This is a genomic window from bacterium, from assembly GCA_024228115.1.
In the GTDB taxonomy this organism is placed as follows: domain Bacteria; phylum Myxococcota_A; class UBA9160; order UBA9160; family UBA6930.
This window is the reverse complement of sequence record JAAETT010000081.1, coordinates 1-1,520: the sequence shown is the minus strand read 5'-3', so window position 1 is coordinate 1,520 and position 1,520 is coordinate 1. Positions and strand designations below refer to the sequence as shown.

The 1,520-nt window shown below is 63.6% G+C and carries 2 protein-coding genes; one reads left to right on the top strand and one right to left on the bottom strand.

Going from position 1 to position 1,520, the window contains the following annotated elements; translation table 11 throughout:
* Positions 1–164 precede the first annotated feature (164 nt).
* Positions 165–368, top strand: a complete 204-nt coding sequence (locus GY937_04635; GenBank protein MCP5055997.1) for a transposase — start codon at positions 165–167, stop codon at positions 366–368.
* Positions 369–1,055: 687 nt separating this feature from the next.
* Here the strand turns inward: GY937_04635 and GY937_04630 are convergent.
* Positions 1,056–1,520: group II intron reverse transcriptase/maturase (locus tag GY937_04630; GenBank protein ID MCP5055996.1), on the bottom strand; the 465-nt coding region annotated here is incomplete at its 5' end.

The window sequence follows — 1,520 nt, the reverse complement described above, 5'->3', positions numbered from 1 at the left end:
CGGTCGAGCCGGGAGGGCGTTCGCCCTGGGTCAAGGACCTTTCGACCCGGAAGATCTGAATCGGAATCCGGAACGGCGGGCTGCGTCGCCCCCCGGCCAAATGATCAGATTTCTACGCTTCTGAGTGAGCGTCTACAACCTGTCGGCGGGAACTCCTGGATCACGTGATCGTCCTCGGCGAACAGCACCTCCGGCGGCTGCTTGGCGAGTACGTCAACTACTACAACGTCGAGCGGGTCCATACGGCCCTGCGAGATTCACCCGCTGGGCGCCCGACCGAGAAGCGACCTTCGCCGAGCGCGAAGCCGGTCGCCCTCCCGCGCGTGGGCGGCCTCCACCATCGGTACGCATGGTGCAAGGCAGCGTGACTCCGTGGCCCTCGGCGCACCGGAGGCACGCGATGAGTTCTGAGGACAGACAGGTGCGCCGGGCGTCGTCGACCCGATGAAGCTGAATGACGTGGTGCTGTACGTGGAGGTGACGACCTAGCCGCCGGGAGGATTTCGTCGGCTCGCCGGTCCTGCGACGAGCTCGGGTGGACTACCCCCTGGCCGGCGACCAGTACGGTCGCGATGGGTGACGGCACCAACCTGTTCCCTGGAGTCCGCTGGCTTCGCCCTCAACGCGCCACTGCTGCTGGATCTGAGCCTCGCCCCGGTGAGGTCGGACGCGTCCCCGTGCAAGACCTGCAGCGAAAGGCCATCTCCCAGATCCAGCCCGGACACTGTGTCGAAACGCCGCGGGAACCGGAGCGACCTGCCCTCAATAGCGCGCCTGCAGCCCAGGCCACCGACGCTCCTTCGATCCCGAGCATGGGCGCCTGACCTACAACTAAAGGCCTTCACTGCGAAGTAAACATCGACAAGGCCGCCAGCCGAATCTTGGGGGTTTTCGCCCTGGTAGGGTCGAGGGCTGGCGCGGTGGTCCGTAAGGCGGTGGCCTTGTCTGTATCCCGGGTTTCCCCGTTCGTGCCCGTGTAGACCCCACCGTGACTCCGTTTCCAGCCCCGCCACATCGAACGCAGCATGCGGATTTCCCGCACTACGCTCTCCTGCTCACTTCGTTCCAAGGGTTATGGGACCCATCAATGCTGGAGACGCTTTCCGCGCTGGCTGCCATTGGACCTTGTACTCATGGAAGAGTCCCAGTCCCTCGTACAACCAACGACTACTCCACCTCTTCCAGCCGAAGCCATCGCGCTGTCGGGCTTTGGCCAAGAGTCTCCGGACCTTCTTCTCAACCCACAGGCGAATGAACGAGAAACACCGACTCGAGTTTCCGATCGCGAAGTAGTTCACCCAGCCCCGCAAGATGGGATTGATCTTCGCGATCACCCCGTGCAGCGGCTGGGAGCGGGAGCGGTTGAGAATGCCTTTCAGCTTCCGCAACAACTCCGTGCGCTTCTTCATCTGTGGCGTGACCAAAGGCATCCAGCGTCCCTTGCGGGTTCGCACGCGCCTGAGGTCAAAGCCAAGGAATCCAAAGCACTCGCCTCGCTCCAGGTCGACGACCCGGCTCTT